This window comes from uncultured Cedecea sp. (assembly GCF_947498825.1).
Taxonomy (GTDB): Bacteria; Pseudomonadota; Gammaproteobacteria; order Enterobacterales; family Enterobacteriaceae; genus JGM124.
In genome coordinates this window covers 149516-163158 of sequence record NZ_CANMLV010000006.1, presented here as the reverse complement: position 1 = coordinate 163158, position 13643 = coordinate 149516, and the positions used below count along the sequence as shown (strand labels likewise).

At 44.5% G+C, this 13643-nt stretch carries 14 protein-coding genes and 3 tRNA genes; 4 read left to right on the top strand and 13 right to left on the bottom strand.

What is annotated here, in order from left to right; translation table 11 throughout:
* Window positions 1-4: 4 nt before the first annotated feature.
* From cheA to Q1A40_RS09280, 8 genes are all read right to left on the bottom strand, one after another.
* On the bottom strand, window positions 5-2020 hold the full coding sequence (cheA, locus tag Q1A40_RS09315; protein ID WP_299999600.1) for a chemotaxis protein CheA: 2016 nt from the start codon (window positions 2018-2020) through the stop codon (window positions 5-7).
* 10 nt (window positions 2021-2030) lie between these two features.
* On the bottom strand, window positions 2031-2960 hold the full coding sequence (motB, locus tag Q1A40_RS09310; RefSeq protein WP_299999493.1) for a flagellar motor protein MotB: 930 nt from the start codon (window positions 2958-2960) through the stop codon (window positions 2031-2033).
* Window positions 2957-3847, bottom strand: a complete 891-nt coding sequence (motA, locus tag Q1A40_RS09305) for a flagellar motor stator protein MotA (RefSeq protein ID WP_299999492.1) — start codon at window positions 3845-3847, stop codon at window positions 2957-2959. Before motA ends, motB begins: the two co-directional genes overlap by 4 nt.
* Window positions 3848-3974: 127 nt before the next feature.
* The gene (gene flhC / locus Q1A40_RS09300; RefSeq protein WP_299999491.1) at window positions 3975-4553 is read right to left on the bottom strand and encodes a flagellar transcriptional regulator FlhC; all 579 of its coding nucleotides are present in this window, start codon (window positions 4551-4553) and stop codon (window positions 3975-3977) included.
* A gap of 1 nt (window position 4554) precedes the next feature.
* The gene (gene flhD / locus Q1A40_RS09295; RefSeq protein WP_299999489.1) at window positions 4555-4905 is read right to left on the bottom strand and encodes a flagellar transcriptional regulator FlhD; all 351 of its coding nucleotides are present in this window, start codon (window positions 4903-4905) and stop codon (window positions 4555-4557) included.
* A gap of 1529 nt (window positions 4906-6434) precedes the next feature.
* Window positions 6435-6686 (bottom strand): DUF2766 family protein, encoded by a 252-nt coding sequence (locus Q1A40_RS09290; RefSeq protein ID WP_299999488.1) that lies wholly within the window; start codon window positions 6684-6686, stop codon window positions 6435-6437.
* 124 nt (window positions 6687-6810) lie between these two features.
* Complete coding sequence (locus Q1A40_RS09285) at window positions 6811-7017, bottom strand: hypothetical protein (RefSeq protein ID WP_299999486.1); 207 nt, start codon at window positions 7015-7017, stop codon at window positions 6811-6813.
* A gap of 257 nt (window positions 7018-7274) precedes the next feature.
* On the bottom strand, window positions 7275-7913 hold the full coding sequence (locus Q1A40_RS09280) for an RpiB/LacA/LacB family sugar-phosphate isomerase (RefSeq protein WP_299999484.1): 639 nt from the start codon (window positions 7911-7913) through the stop codon (window positions 7275-7277).
* A gap of 295 nt (window positions 7914-8208) precedes the next feature.
* Between Q1A40_RS09280 and yecR the strand changes: the two genes are divergently transcribed.
* On the top strand, window positions 8209-8547 hold the full coding sequence (yecR, locus tag Q1A40_RS09275) for a YecR family lipoprotein (RefSeq protein ID WP_299999482.1): 339 nt from the start codon (window positions 8209-8211) through the stop codon (window positions 8545-8547).
* Window positions 8548-8762: 215 nt separating this feature from the next.
* On the top strand, window positions 8763-9191 hold the full coding sequence (locus Q1A40_RS09270; protein ID WP_299999481.1) for a DUF3574 domain-containing protein: 429 nt from the start codon (window positions 8763-8765) through the stop codon (window positions 9189-9191).
* A 53-nt stretch (window positions 9192-9244) separates the two neighbouring features.
* Here Q1A40_RS09270 and Q1A40_RS09265 read toward each other — a convergent pair whose 3' ends face one another.
* A complete protein-coding gene (locus Q1A40_RS09265; protein WP_299999480.1) occupies window positions 9245-10429 on the bottom strand; it encodes a nucleoside transporter C-terminal domain-containing protein in 1185 nt (394 codons plus the stop codon).
* Between the two features lie 460 nt (window positions 10430-10889).
* Here Q1A40_RS09265 and ftnA point away from each other — a divergent pair, with 460 nt between their 5' ends.
* On the top strand, window positions 10890-11387 hold the full coding sequence (ftnA, locus tag Q1A40_RS09260) for a non-heme ferritin (RefSeq protein ID WP_299999479.1): 498 nt from the start codon (window positions 10890-10892) through the stop codon (window positions 11385-11387).
* A gap of 124 nt (window positions 11388-11511) precedes the next feature.
* Here the strand turns inward: ftnA and Q1A40_RS09255 are convergent, their stop codons facing one another.
* Window positions 11512-12081, bottom strand: a complete 570-nt coding sequence (locus tag Q1A40_RS09255; RefSeq protein ID WP_299999478.1) for a UPF0149 family protein — start codon at window positions 12079-12081, stop codon at window positions 11512-11514.
* A 251-nt stretch (window positions 12082-12332) separates the two neighbouring features.
* On the opposite strand from Q1A40_RS09255, the gene Q1A40_RS09250 reads away from it, so the two are divergent.
* On the top strand, window positions 12333-12617 hold the full coding sequence (locus Q1A40_RS09250; protein WP_299999477.1) for a hypothetical protein: 285 nt from the start codon (window positions 12333-12335) through the stop codon (window positions 12615-12617).
* Window positions 12618-13222: 605 nt separating this feature from the next.
* Here Q1A40_RS09250 and Q1A40_RS09245 read toward each other — a convergent pair.
* From Q1A40_RS09245 to Q1A40_RS09235, 3 genes are all read right to left on the bottom strand, one after another.
* Window positions 13223-13309, bottom strand: a tRNA-Leu gene (locus Q1A40_RS09245).
* A gap of 12 nt (window positions 13310-13321) precedes the next feature.
* Window positions 13322-13395, bottom strand: a tRNA-Cys gene (locus Q1A40_RS09240).
* 48 nt (window positions 13396-13443) lie between these two features.
* Window positions 13444-13519: transfer RNA gene (locus tag Q1A40_RS09235), tRNA-Gly, on the bottom strand.
* Between the last annotated feature and the right edge of the window lie 124 nt (window positions 13520-13643).

The following is a 13643-nucleotide window of genomic DNA, read 5'->3' as shown; positions in this document are numbered from 1 at the left end:
TTGTTCAAGCGGCGGGAAGCGCCAGACGTTGTTCACGATTTAAGCCTTGCAGAGCAGAAACATCGACAATTAAGGCAACACTGCCATCACCTAAGATCGTGGCTGCTGAAATACCCGGCACTTTGCGATAATTACTCTCAAGATTTTTTACTACTACCTGATGCTGGCCAATCAGTTGATCAACCAACAGCGCAAAGCGGCGACCTGCACTTTGCAGAATGACAACAATGCCCTGTGTGGCTTCAGTTTTTGCCTCCTGTACGTCAAAAACTTTCCAGAGTTCGACTAACGGCAGATATTCACCGCGCACTTCCAGTACGCGCTCGCCACCGGCTAATGGATGTAAATCCTGTTCCTGAGGCTGTAAAGATTCCATCACCGCATTCAGTGGCAGAATAAAGACTTCATTACTCACTTTTACTGACATACCATCAAGAATAGCGAGCGTCAGTGGCAACAGGATCCGTATCGTGGTACCGGCTCCGGCTTTGGTCTGAATTTCAACGTGACCACCCATTTCTTGGATATTACGCTTAACCACATCCATACCTACGCCGCGCCCGGAGACATCAGTGACCTGCTCAGCGGTCGAGAAACCGGGCGCAAAAATCAGCATGCCAATTTCATCGTCACTCATATTCTCGTGCACAGCCAGTCCCTGAGATAAGGCCTTTGCCAGAATACGTTCGCGATTAAGTCCGGCACCGTCATCGGTGACTTCAATACAAATATTTCCCCCCTGGTGCTCTGCAGACAGAATCAGATTCCCCGACTCACTTTTACCGGCAGCACGGCGTTTTTCAGGGGACTCAATACCGTGGTCGAGGCTGTTACGTACCAGATGGGTCAGTGGATCGATGATACGTTCAATCAAGCTTTTATCGAGTTCGGTTGAACTCCCCAACAGAGTCAGCTCAACCTGTTTATCCAGTTTACTGGCCAGGTCGCGAACCAAACGCGGGAAGCGGCTGAAGACATACTCCATCGGCATCATGCGAATAGACATCACCGATTCTTGTAAATCACGCGCATTACGCTCCAGTTGCCCCATGCTGGAAATCAAATCACCATGCTGTACCGGATCTAATTCCCCCGAACGCTGGGCCAGCATCGACTGGGTAATGACCAGCTCCCCCACCAGGTTAATGAGTTGGTCAACTTTTTCCACTGCCACACGAATACTGCTCGATTCAGAACTGCGAGCTGTCGGTTTATCCCTGATCACACGCCCACTAACCGGAGCGGCGGTTTCTGGTAACGTGTTTTTGGCTTCAGTAATCGTGAGTGTCGACGGTGTAATTACGGCAATATCGCCAGTGGTAACAGAAGCATCAGACTCCGGAAGACTTGCGAGTGGTAAAAAATGAATCTGTTCAGGTTCAATCACAAAACACAATACTGCGGCGATATCGTCTTCACTGGCCGTCGTCTCAAGGGTAACTGTCAATGACGTGGTCTCTTTCACCACATCGCTAACCTCTCCGAGATTGGCTAATTCATCTAACATGACATCGCGTTCGCTCTCTTTCAAACCGTCCAGCAGCACACGCAGTTTATTTCCCGCACTGCTGGCAGAGACCACAACAGCAGGCTGCTCTGTTTTCGTTATCTGCGGTTTATTCGCCGTCCCCGCTTGAGTTTCCAGGGCGAGCTGGCGCAGCGCCTGACAAATATACTCGAAGCTTGCAGTATCCGGTTCTTCTGAGGCTTTATAGGCACCTAACTGTTCCTGCATAATATCTTTAGTTTCCAAAAACAGGTTGATAATGTCTGAGCTAAGCTGCATTTCGCCACGGCGGGCCTCATCAAGGAGATTCTCCATCAGATGCGTTGTTTCCTGCAGCAGGCTAAAACCGAATGTTCCCGCGCCACCTTTAATTGAATGTGCCGCCCGGAAAATGGCATTTAACTGTTCGGCATCAGGCGCTTCGGGTGCCAAGTCCAGCAAATGTTGCTCCATATCAGCCAGCAATTCATCTGCTTCATCAAAAAAAGTCTGGTAAAAATCGCTGATATCCATACTCACGCTATCACCTCATATCTGGTTGTGGCGCAATATTATTATCCCCGGGAGACGTATCAGACAGCGCTCTCAAGGCATCCAGGGGGCTATTTTCACTTTCTGCATTTTCATGCATGATGGCATTCTCAGTCTGTTTATTAAGCACTAACAGACTAATACGCCGGTTAATTGCATCCCCTGCCCCTCTGTTTGATAGCACCATCGTTGATGACATCCCAACAACACGCAGGACTTTGCCTTCATCAAGTCCGCCAGTAACCAATTCCCGACGGGAAGCATTTGCCCGGTCAGCCGATAGTTCCCAGTTACTGTAACCCCGCTCACCACTGGCATAAGGCAGATCGTCAGTATGTCCTGACAAGCTAATTTTATTGGGCAAATCATTAAGAACCGGGGCTATTTTTCGCAAGATTTCACGCATGTAGGGTTCAACTTCTGCACTCCCGGTTTTAAACATCGGGCGGTTCTGGCTGTCAATTATCTGGATACGCAAACCTTCCTGGACCAGTTTTATCTGTAAATGCGGACGCAGAGCCCGTAATTTAGGATCAGACTCAATCATCTGGTCGAGATCGCCTTTGATGCGTTTAAGGCGGTTACTTTCCATACGTTTGCGTAACTCTTCAATATCAGGATATTTTTTAACCTCACCCTGTTGCTGGGTCACATCATCCCCTCCACCAGGAACGGGGCTTTCACTATCAGAAAGACGCTGCCCCCCTGTAATGGCCTGAGCCAGTGGAGTACGGAAATAATCGGCAATTTGTGCCAGCTCTTTAGGGCTGGAAATGGAGATAAGCCACATAACCAGAAAGAAAGCCATCATGGCTGTCATAAAGTCGGCATAAGCAATCTTCCATGAACCATGCCCACCCTGCGCATGATGTTTACTTTTGCGTCGTCTGACAACAACGATAGGGTGAGCCTGATTTTTCATACTTCCTCTTCTGTGGCTCGTTGAGCATTTGGAGAACGAACAGCACGAACATGCTCTTCAAGTTCAATAAACGACGGGCGCTCGCTGGAATAGAGTGTTTTACGTCCAAACTCCACAGCAATAGGAGGTGCATAGCCATTGAGACTCGACAGCAAAGTGACTTTGACGCATTGCATCATTTTCGTGGTTTCAGCACTTTTCTGGCGCAATACCGACGCGAGTGGGGAAACAAACCCATAGGCCAGTAAAATACCAAGGAAAGTTCCCACCATTGCATGAGCAATCAACGCGCCAAGTTCCGCCGCCGGTCGGTCGGCTGAAGCCAGGGCATTAACCACTCCCATCACCGCTGCAACAATTCCAAAAGCAGGCAAAGAATCCCCCACCAGTGACAAGCTATTCGCCGGAATTTCAGCTTCACTTTCATGGGTTTCAATCTCTTCATCCATCAATGCTTCGATTTCAAACGTATTCATATTTCCGCTGATTATCAGGCGTAAATAATCGACGATAAAATCCAGCATGATGGTATCCGCGAGGATCCGGGGATAGCTGGCAAAAATTTCGCTTTCCGTCGGTTTTTCGATATCACGCTCAAGGGAAAACATCCCTTGCTGACGGGACTTAGCCATCAGGCGATACAACAATGCCATCAGATCCATATACATACTTTTGTTGTATTTAGAGCGACGAAATAGCAATGGCAACGCTTTTAGCGTTCCCTTAATCGCTTTGCCGTTATTACCGACGATAAAAGCCCCAATGCCCGCCCCGCCAATAATGATAAATTCCGAGGGCTGATACAGTGCGCCAAGATGCCCGCCTGTCATCATATAACCGCCAAATACAGTCACTATAACGACCAGATAACCTATTAAAATCAGCACGAGACAATCCTTCCGCTATTGAATGTGGTGAGAGTGAACAAAAAAACAACAACAGGCATTAAACGCAGACATAAAAAAAGCAGCAGTAAAACTTCACCGCTGCTGAAATGTGTTAACACTGTAAGCGTTAAACGACCTGTTCTACCTGTTCATTCAGCAGTTGCGGAATAATATCGGCAGAGTTTATGGAAAGTTTACGTCTTTTTACTGCTCGGGAGGGAGGCTGGCAGAGACTACAGGTAAAACTACCCGCGGGCTGATGGGCATGTGTGATAAAATTGCCACCACAACTGCTACATTCGCAGAGTTCCAGCATGCCACTTTCAACAAAACGAACCAATGTCCAGGCACGTGTTAGTGCCAGTAATGGCCCCTCTGCCGGGGAAGGACATTGTTCAAGATACAGTCGATAAGCTTTGATAACTGCATCAACTCCTTCGCTTAATCCACTACGTAGCAAAAACTGCCAGGCATTACAGAACATGGAGGCATGAATATTTTGCTCCCATGTCATAAACCAGTCAGTGGAAAAAGGTAACATTCCCTTTGGCGGAGGGCTGCCACGTAATTCTTTATAAAGTTTAATCAGGCGACCACGACTCAGTTGCGTTTCACTTTCCAGCATCTGCAACCTGGCACCTAAAGTAATGAGTTCCATTGCCAGCTGAATATCCCGTGCTTCCTGAACAATACTTTTTTCACTCATTTCACGCTCTTTTCTTTTTGGATGTTTCAACTGGTTCCGATACCCCATTGAGTAAATGGGTAGATAATAAAATGCCGGTGTGGATTTGTTGCAAATCATCCACACGCGAATCCTGTGTCAGGCGAGTAATAGTCTGGTGGTCAGTAAAACGAAACTGACATACCAATTGGTTCGTTTCCGCCAATTTGACCATTTGAGGTAACGTTAACTCAACCAAGGTCGTTGCCATGTCTTCAGTAATACCTAAGCGAAAGATCGCAGAGGCTTTATCCTGACTAATGAGGTGCTGTGCGAGCAGTAAATATGACAAATTGATATCATAGATATGTTTTAGCAACTCGGATGTATGCATTTTTATCATCCCAAAAACAACTGTTTGTTTGTACCGGTTAATCCTAATTTTTCAGGATAAGAATGACACGCTTATGATTGCTTTCTGGAAACATCAGAACAAAGCAATATTGTTCATACTTATCATCTGAAGGTATAAGGACAGTAACCTCCCCCCATTACTTCAACTGTTATCTGGGGCAGCAAGCTACCGTATAGCCAGCAAAACATCCCGATAACGCCCAGCAACTACCAAATTACGCTTTAAAACAGACTTATTATTACCAGCAAGAAACATTTATTTAGTTATCTGATGTCTGACAATTAAGATTTATCCTAATGAGGGCGAACTCTACGCGTAGCAGGTAGCACATACAATGAAACATGCTGCGATTTTGAAAAAAATGTGACACACATCACACAAAAAGGTTAAGAGTTTTCCCTTCAAATCATCAGCACAGCTTTTCATTTGGCTAAATGTTGATCAGGAATTGGGAGGTGAGACTCACTATTGATTATCATTCAACAGAATATCACCAACTAAAATTAACTATATTTTTCAGTTGATTATAACTTCAGCATTAGGTTAAAGCATTTATGACTAATAACACCTTACCCGCGAGCATGCTGCGTACAGTCGAGTTTCGCGTACCTTTTGGACGAAATTCCGCCACAAGTGAGAGAAAGTTAATGAGTTTCAATTCTTTTCATAAAATTTCAGGTTCTGGTTATGAAAACCAGTCCTTTCTTGCTGATGTGATGTTCTCAGAGAAACTGATGGGGTTTATTTCATAAGAAAAATTTAACTGTCAGCATTAAATAATCCAGTGTTTTTATGGCGTGAATGACAGAGATTCAACCCCAGAGAAACGCTGTTTATGGCATTGAAAAAACGATATCTATATTTGAAATTATCAAAATGTTATCAGTATTAAGTTCTTCTGTTGCCCACCCTCTCCACGCAACAACGCCTCATAAACAATTTTCCTGAAAACACCACAATTTACCAACAAAGTGTCAGTGCTCACAGAAATTTCACTGTGAATTGATCTGGTATTTTACCACCTCACAGCAAAAGCCGTTTTCCGAAAGCAAGCCAATAAAATCCAATTATCATGTGTGAAAATAAAAATTAATTTCCATATACACACAATCATGCCATTTTTGTTGAGTGGATTTGGGGCACAAATCAGCTAAAACGACAAAGCCATATATTTGCGATAAATAATCCGGGACAGATACGCAAAATAATTCGAGTTGCTTGTAGATACGAGGTGAGACGTGTCGGTGAGCATGGATAAACTATGTGATTCGGCAGACTGAATGCACGCAACACTCAGGCAACTTGAAGTCTAAATAGAGTGAGTATAAAAAAGGGAAACAGAAATAAGAGGAACGAGCCGACGGCGCGCCCTCTTTATGGATTGACATACCCCAAATGATTCGAGCGACATGTACATGGCGACATGCGTTCAACCGAATTCAAGACGTCACACCGAGCGTTAAGATTTTGTCCTACAACCCGAATGAGTCAGAATATACACTCTGCGATCAGTGTGCATCCTGTTGTGGTGAAAATTTGAGTTCAATCAGCGCTATCGCTTTCTGAATAGCACGCTGGGTGACGGGATCGGCTCCAGCCGGATGGTTGGAAAAATCAATCGATTTTAACTGATTCGCCATTTTATCCCGCACTTCAACTGGCGCGATGATATCGATGACGTCCAGAATTTGCTTGATAACCAACTGACACGCAACAACGTCAGAAACTAACTCCTGATCGGCAGAAAACTGTTCGGCCATACTTCTTCTCCTGTTCTGTTCGGCCGTCAGTCTACCTGCTCCGTTCGCGGCAAAGCAACCAACCGGACGACAACAAGAGAAGAAAACCTGACAGCTGGTGATACATGAACTCTGCTGAAACAGGTTACTTGTCAGACGATTTATTCTGATGAGCAGAGAAACGCTGATGAAAATAGGCTTTCAGATGTTCTTCCATTTCGTGAACTTTCTGATCAATTCGCTGGCATAAATATTCGTCGCTATTCATTGCCCGCACTCTCTCCAGAGCCATCTCGTCAATTTCGTCCTTTTGCCGTTCGCTCAGTTCAGGTTTATTTACTTGTTGCGTCATGATAAAGCTCTCCAACGGGTTAAGGGCCAATTATAGCGCTATCCTGATACTGAACACCATGGTGTTATTGGTCTTCACATATACCCCAAATAATTCGGATAGCTTGTAGTATGACGGGTATAACCTGCATATCTGACAATGAGGTAAAGACAAGTAGGATTAAGACGTGGAATTCTGAGGAGACAGGTGGCCAGTACTTACAGAATAGCCATAGACTGAGGTTCAGAATAATTCTGAACCTCAGTCAGTTATGATGTTTATGCCAATACACCACGAACAAAATCTTCGATCTCTTTATTCTGGCAATTCTCAAAGAAACAGGCCTGAAAACGCTCTCCTGAAACCGCCGTTTTTATCAGCTCAGGATCAATTGCACGCAGGGTATCAAGATAATGCTCTTTCACGACCGCCGCTTTAACCTGCCCCAGAATACCGGCATTACGTACCTGCGGTTCTTTACGTTCAACGGGATAACCTTCTCCCCGGGGTCCGCTAAATGCTTTTTCAAAAATATAGCGAACATTAAGTTCTGCCCCCCAGCCGAATCCTTTAGCATAAGGCAGCGACAGTGCGTTTCCATTATTGATTTGTGAAAATAAGAAAGCATCAGCCGGATCGATACAATAACCACAAATAACACCCGGATGAATATTTAATGACATTAAAGCGCCCTGTCCGGTTCCACATCCGGTGACGACAAAATCAACGGCTTTCGCATTCAGTAAAATACTCGCCATAATACCAAGATGAATATAAGTCAGATGATGATCTTGTTCATCACTCATACCTACGTTATAAACGGGATAATCCTTTTCCGAGGCAACCGCCTGTAATTCTTTAAGAATTATAGCATTTTTACTTGCCTGGCTATTTTCCATCATCAGCGCGATTTTCATATTTTATCTCCAGATTAGTTCACGGAAAGTTCAGTATCGGGTACCACTGACAGCGCCATCTTACTATTCAAAGAACGCACCTTCAAATTTACTGAAATATGATTTCAAAACTTAAGATTGCGTTCACATTTCGCACACTTCAACGGTTGCTGCAAAGAATATCCGGGAGACAATTTCACTTAATTTAGTATTTTAAATCAAAACAATACGTTATCACTATTTATCCAGTTCAGAATACTTTCTTCACGCACGCTACGTGTTACCCTGAGGCTATTATGGCTAAGGTATCAATAAGATGAAGTATCATTATTTGTTCATTGCCACTCTACTGCTCGGTGGATGCACGTTAAATAAAACAGCCGATATTGTGAGTACCGATCCCACTGCTGGCGTGGTTAGCCTGGGCTACAGTTTGCTCCCGTTTAACGACGGAAAAGTTGATGACTCACTGACACAATCGACAGCTATTCAGCAGTGTCAAAAATGGGGTTATTCAACCGCCTTACGCTATGGTGAAACCAAGACCTGTACGGTATTCAGTGGTCCCCAATGTCTGAACTACGAGGTTCAGCTGGACTATCAGTGTCGTGGCACAAGTGGAACCCCCTACTCCGTTGTCACCAGTAACTGGTAATTTCCTGACTCATTAATCAGAACGCCCGGGGCATAATGCCACTACCGCCAGATCCGTTTATCTCCGTCCGTCTGATTCTGCTGCTTATAGATGATTTACCCGGTATATTGGGTCGTTATTTGATAAACATGTCATCAAAGGTGGTATCAGCCACTTTAATGCGCGCATCAAATTCCTCGAGAAAGCCATAATAATGAGAATCAGACAGGTAAATCATGACATTCTATAAAACAACGATAACAGGCGCTCTGCTGTTACTTCTGACCGGCTGTGCTGACAGAACAAAAACGCCGTTAAATACCACTACACCTTGCGCTGTAGGCGATATGATGACGCAAAGCACTCTCTATTTTGGGCTTAATCGTCCGGCAGGATCGGAAATAACCGCAACAGAGTGGCAGGGATTCGTTGATAACGATGTGACCCCGTCTTTTCGTGAAGGACTTACCGTATTTAATGCCAACGGGCAGTGGCTGGGTAATGATGGAAAACTGGCGCGAGAATCCAGTAAAGCACTGATGCTTATTCACTCCGGTGACGCAGAAAGTAATAATAACATCGAGAAGTTACGCGGTATTTATCAGTCACGCTTTAACCAGGACTCAGTGATGCGGGTTGACCAGAAAGTCTGTGTCGCTTTTTAATCGCTGACTCGCTGTTATGCGAGAGGAAAACGCATTTTCCTCTCGCAAAATCTTTACAGTACGAGTCCGGCAAATGCTGCCGAGAGCAGGCTTACAAGCGTTGCACCATAGACCAGACGTAAACCAAACCGCGATACGACATTCCCCTGCTGTTCACTCAATCCTTTAATCGCTCCAGCCACAATGCCAATGGAAGCAAAGTTAGCAAAAGAGACCAGGAAAACAGACAGAATGCCCAAGCCGCGCGGCGATAAAGTGGCCATGATTTTTTGTAGTTCAATCATGGCAACAAACTCATTGGCAACCAGTTTCGTTGCCATAATGCCTGCCGCAGCCAGCGCATCCGCATGCGGTATTCCAACCAGCCAGGCGAAAGGATAGAACACATAACCCAGTATCTGCTGAAAACTCAGACCAAACACTGTCGCGAACAATGCGTTAACTGCACTGATTAAAGCAATAAAACCAATCAGCATAGCGAGGATAATCATCGCGACTTTAAAACCGGCAAGAATATATTCACCCAGCATCTCAAAGAAACTTTGGGATTCATGCAGCTTTTCTAGTTTGATTTCAGGTTCTTCCGTTCCCGGACGGCTTGGGTTGATTATTGTCAGAATGATAAAGGTGCTAAACATATTAAGGATCAACGCCGCAACCACATACTTAGGCTCAAGCATCGTCATATACGCGCCGACAATAGCCAGTGAGACTGTCGACATGGCCGTTGCTGCCATAGTAAACAGGCGACGCGAACTTAAATCTGCCAGAATACCTTTGTAGACGATAAAGTTTTCTGACTGCCCCAGGATCAGTGAACTAATGGCATTAAAGGATTCAAGTTTCCCCATACCATTCACTTTTGACAGCAACAGCCCCACGACCCGAATGATGACGGGCAGAATACGGAAATGTTGCAAAATACCGATCAATGCCGAAATAAAGATTATCGGACACAGTACGCCAAGGAAAATAAATGCCAGTCCGGCTTTACTCATGCCGCCAAAAACAAAATCACTTCCATCGGCGGCAAAGGCCAGCAAATGGCCAAAGAAACCTGAAACACCGTTGATAATGCTTAACCCGCTATCTGAATGCAGGAAGAAGAAAGCCAGCAGACCTTCGATAACGATCAGTTGAACTAAATAGCGAATACGGATCGTTTTGCGGTCAAAGCTAACTAACCAGGCAAGACCAAGGATAACAAACAGAGCAAGGACAAAATGAAGAATATTCATGTTACGGACAACGTTGAAAGAAAAGCATTTAGCCACAGCTGACCGGCGAGGTAAATCCCCCTGACAGAGTTTATTTCTGCGGGGCGCTCTTATCGCTACCCGATACACGTCAAGTAGCCTGGGAGCCTGCTCACCGAATCATATCGTTGGTCTGTGCTCAGCTCCTGTCAACGTTTTGTGCCTGCAAGTAACGCGAATAATTTTGGATATATCAATTAATGGCAAAGAACAGGATTGTTTCTTCAAGATATTTTATATTTTTGATTATTTTAATTATGGCTTAATATTTCACGGAATACATAATAAGAGTAATTCGCATTATTATTACCGTGTTATTCAATCAATAATAATATTAACAACCATTCTCATTTAATTAATAATTGCAACATTTTATTTGCTTTTATAGAAATATATACCTAGAGTATTAATTATCTGACGTACCCTGTTTATGGAGCTACCCATGTTAAAACAAGACATGATCGAAAGACTTAATGAGCAAATGAACCTTGAGCTCTTTTCTTCCCTGCTGTATCAGCAAATGAGCGCATGGTGCAGCTACCACAGTTTCGAAGGTGCAGCAGCATTTCTGCGTCGTCATGCCCAGGAAGAAATGACGCATATGCAGCGTTTGTTTGCCTATCTGAGCGACACCGGGAATATGCCAAAAATTAATGCAGTCCCTTCACCTTATAATGATTATGCTTCGTTAGATGCTCTGTTTAAAGCGACTTACGAGCACGAGCAATTAATTACTCGTCAAATTAATGAGCTGGCACATGCAGCAATGACATCTCAGGATTACCCTACCTTTAACTTCCTGCAGTGGTATGTTTCTGAGCAGCACGAAGAAGAGAAACTGTTTAAATCTGTACTGGATAAATTCAGTCTGGTGGCCGGCAGCGGCGAAGGCTTATACCTGATAGATAAAGAACTGGCAACTATGGACTCCCAGTCCTGAGTTTCTTTATGCATTTTGCAGGCTGCTTCAGCCTGCAAAATGCAGTCCATCCCTGACAGTCAATGGTCTGCTTCAACTTTCCTTCGTACGACACTCCCATACAACCTGAAACATCAAACCGCTATCAATGTAATGCCTGACCGCTGTTGCGGCGAAGCCAGTAATGATACAGACTCAATACCGCAGGTTTTATCTGATCAATGCTGTCAAGATATGCAGCCGGTGACATCTGGTTGATGGTCACAATATTCTCTTCAATACCATGTAAAGCAATTACGGCGAGCGCCGGACGCAACTCTTCAGGCAAGTCATCACGATGAGTCAGCATCACACCGCGCATATAGCCATAACACCACTCTTCCACCAGCACGATTTCACGGTTATCCACTTCATCACTGCCAAACAGAGGTTCAAACTGTGTCGGGTAAAACTCCAGACGTTCGGCAATATCCTGCCGATGCTGATAAACCAGCGCTTCAAAGCGGATCCGTTCGGCATCGCTCTCCCACTCAGGTAACGTCCCCCAAAGTGCCTGCCACAGTTCTGCTGACTCAAAAGAATCACGCATTGATAACAGCGCCGTCAGTAAGCCGTCCAGTTCAGCCGCATCAATGACCGAATCTGGGATACCGTACTTCGCTAATACCTCATCAATCCATTCTATTTCATCTTCACTGAGTGGGCCTTGGTTCATTACTGCTTCCTCCTGGCATCACAGCATAACCTGTCTGAACAAGCTATCTGTGAGGCAATTAATCATCGTCACACTATAGTACAACGAAAGTGCGGGATATGCTGGGAAAGAAGTGTTCTCAGGCAGTTATCCTCATAGCAGTATTGAGATACTGTCGATTCATTTTTATAAAAAAAAGCCTATACTGATGTGCAAGTTATGCGTTGATTTTGGTCGAAACCTGCATATCCCCATCTTGATTTGGAGTTTTTATGCGTGACTACTGTTTTTTCCAAAAAGATAATCAAACCATTGCTCTGGAGGTAACAGATACAGACCATGCTTTTCAGTTAATTCAGAGCGGGTTTGAAAAACAGTTTGAAGAAGTCAGCGCGATGAATGAACAAAAAGCACTTAAACGCTTTGAAGATATACGTAGAAATAATCAAACAGACCAGGAAAATTTTCTGATGGGGGCGACAGCCATGCCTCTTATTGGTGTTATAAGTGCATTTTTAACTTATTTATTTCAGAAAAAACGGTTAAAGCGTAAATAGCTGAGCCTGCCAAAATATTAATATTTTATTCAGAATAAATGACCTGAATCTCTTAGTCATTCTGACCCGTTAATATAAAGAGAAAATGTTAATATTTCAAAAAATTAGCTCAGGCTAAACTCTCATCTACTATGGGAAATTTAAAAAAAGAGACTAAAACATAACACAATAAATTCTCTGAAACGAAGGCAGGAAAAGTAACATCATCGCTACCCAGGCTTATCCCTAATTGAGCACTTTCACCTGCAAAGGGCGAAAACGGCTATATACCCAAAATAATTCGAGTTGCTTGTAGGCGCCAAGTTCAGCCCGTCGATGAGCATAGACAAACTATGTGATTCGACGGGCTGAACGTAGGTAACACCCAAGCAACTCGAAGTATGACGGGTATAGATCCATAAGCCTGTACAGGTTATCGACCCTATAAAGACGGTAATCAATACGCTGAGCACAATACCGGTAAAAAGCGCGACTGGCAGGGGGGAGTAACGCCTCGTTTTGATGGCGAAAGCTAATGGCGAAACCTGAATTTCAGGCAATAAAAAACCACCCGAAGGTGGCTTGCACGACACTGCTTATCATTGATTTTATTCTTATATTTCCCATGGTGCCCAGAGCGGGACTTGAACCCGCACAGCCTTACAGCCGAGGGATTTTAAATCCCTTGTGTCTACCGATTTCACCATCTGGGCTCGGGAAAAAATTGGAGGCGCGTTCCGGAGTCGAACCGGACTAGACGGATTTGCAATCCGCTACATAACCGCTTTGCTAACGCGCCGTCTCTAAGCCTTTACTACCAGTAACAGAAACTCTGTTACTTAATATCTGGAGCGGGAAACGAGACTCGAACTCGCGACCCCGACCTTGGCAAGGTCGTGCTCTACCAACTGAGCTATTCCCGCATTTAACAAGTCAGAAGATAAAAACCTAATCACTTGCTTTTACTTTTATCGAAGCAGCCTTGCTGCCTTTCGATGCGTTGCATTCTACTTGTCTGGCGCGGCGAGTCAATGAAATTTTCTAACT

Coding starts and splice junctions, on each gene's coding strand:
- cheA (WP_299999600.1), bottom strand. CDS start 2,020: ATGGATATCAGCGATTTTTACCAGACTTTTTTTGATGAAGCAGATGAA.
- motB (WP_299999493.1), bottom strand. CDS start 2,960: ATGAAAAATCAGGCTCACCCTATCGTTGTTGTCAGACGACGCAAAAGT.
- flhC (WP_299999491.1), bottom strand. CDS start 4,553: ATGAGTGAAAAAAGTATTGTTCAGGAAGCACGGGATATTCAGCTGGCA.
- flhD (WP_299999489.1), bottom strand. CDS start 4,905: ATGCATACATCCGAGTTGCTAAAACATATCTATGATATCAATTTGTCA.
- Q1A40_RS09290 (WP_299999488.1), bottom strand. CDS start 6,686: ATGGCCGAACAGTTTTCTGCCGATCAGGAGTTAGTTTCTGACGTTGTT.
- Q1A40_RS09285 (WP_299999486.1), bottom strand. CDS start 7,017: ATGACGCAACAAGTAAATAAACCTGAACTGAGCGAACGGCAAAAGGAC.
- Q1A40_RS09280 (WP_299999484.1), bottom strand. CDS start 7,913: ATGAAAATCGCGCTGATGATGGAAAATAGCCAGGCAAGTAAAAATGCT.
- yecR (WP_299999482.1), top strand. CDS start 8,209: ATGAAGTATCATTATTTGTTCATTGCCACTCTACTGCTCGGTGGATGC.
- Q1A40_RS09270 (WP_299999481.1), top strand. CDS start 8,763: ATGACATTCTATAAAACAACGATAACAGGCGCTCTGCTGTTACTTCTG.
- Q1A40_RS09265 (WP_299999480.1), bottom strand. CDS start 10,429: ATGAATATTCTTCATTTTGTCCTTGCTCTGTTTGTTATCCTTGGTCTT.
- ftnA (WP_299999479.1), top strand. CDS start 10,890: ATGTTAAAACAAGACATGATCGAAAGACTTAATGAGCAAATGAACCTT.
- Q1A40_RS09255 (WP_299999478.1), bottom strand. CDS start 12,081: ATGAACCAAGGCCCACTCAGTGAAGATGAAATAGAATGGATTGATGAG.
- Q1A40_RS09250 (WP_299999477.1), top strand. CDS start 12,333: ATGCGTGACTACTGTTTTTTCCAAAAAGATAATCAAACCATTGCTCTG.